This window comes from Cryobacterium melibiosiphilum, assembly GCF_003602235.1.
Taxonomy (GTDB): domain Bacteria; phylum Actinomycetota; class Actinomycetes; order Actinomycetales; family Microbacteriaceae; genus Cryobacterium; species Cryobacterium melibiosiphilum.
The window spans coordinates 1-1,049 of the sequence record NZ_QZVS01000001.1; the positions used below are offsets into that span (position 1 = coordinate 1).

Genomic DNA, 1,049 nt, shown 5'->3' on the forward strand with positions numbered 1-1,049 from the left:
CGGTCGCGGCCCACCGACAGCACGACGCCGGTTTCGGGGTGCACGAGCAGCCGGGTGAACCCGGTCGCCGTGCCCGCCAAACGCCGCGCGGTCTCCGGGTCGATCGGCTGCACACCATCGAGCAGGCCGGGTTCGTCGCTGTGTCCCATCAACGTCATTGCCGGGACCGTGATGTGCACGGTGGCGCGCACGCCGTGGCCGAGGCCGCTCGCCGTGACGCCTTCCCGCAGCAGGTCGGTGACGATGTCGGTGCGGAACTGTGCCTGCGTGCGGGTGTCATCGGTGCCAGCGGCCGCGCGCCGCAGGCGCCGGGCCTCGCCGGTGATGCGGTTCTTGATCGCGTGGGCATCATCACTGCTGAGATACATCTCGAGGTAGCTCATTCCGTCGGCGGCATCGGTCAGGCGCACCCACCGCTCGGTCAGGGCTTTCTGATGCCGGGTGACGATCGATTCCGGATTCAAGCGTTCCCGCACCCGCACCGCGCGGCGGCGCAACTGCTCCACCGACAGCCACCGGGCGTTCTGCAGCACCTTCGCCTCGAACTCCGCGACGAGTTCCTCGGGCAGCTTCCAGGACTGGACCACCATGATCTGTGCGTGCCAGTAGCTGATGTCCCCGGCCCGCAACAGGGCGAGCGTCGCGGGGAGGTGCTGCACCAGCTGCTCACTCTCGAAGAGCACCTGCTGCGTGCTCTCGTGGGACTCCCGCCGCAACGCGCTGACCTCGGAGATCAACGTCTCGGTCACAATCGTCTGCGCCGTCCACCGCGGAATCTCCCGCCCCAACGCATCCCGCGTCGTCTGGTTCCATGCCGTCTGNCACCGCGGAATCTCCCGCCCCAACGCATCCCGCGTCGTCTGGTTCCATGCCGTCTGGTTCTGGGTTGTTTGATTCCGTGCCGGCGCGGCACCGGGCTGCGTGACCGGCCGCCCCGGCAGCACCAGGCCCTGCATGTGCCGCTGCAAGGCGTCCAACGCCACGGCCTGATCGGCCGCCGCGCGAGCCATCAACCGACCGGCCGCATCCACCTCATCGAGAAACCGGTT

The 1,049-nt window shown here is 68.7% G+C and carries 1 protein-coding gene; it reads right to left on the minus strand.

Annotated features, from left to right (window positions below):
• On the minus strand, positions 1-749 hold a 749-nt coding region (locus tag D6T64_RS00005; protein ID WP_233550738.1), incomplete at its 3' end, for a DUF222 domain-containing protein.
• Between the last annotated feature and the right edge of the window lie 300 nt (positions 750-1,049).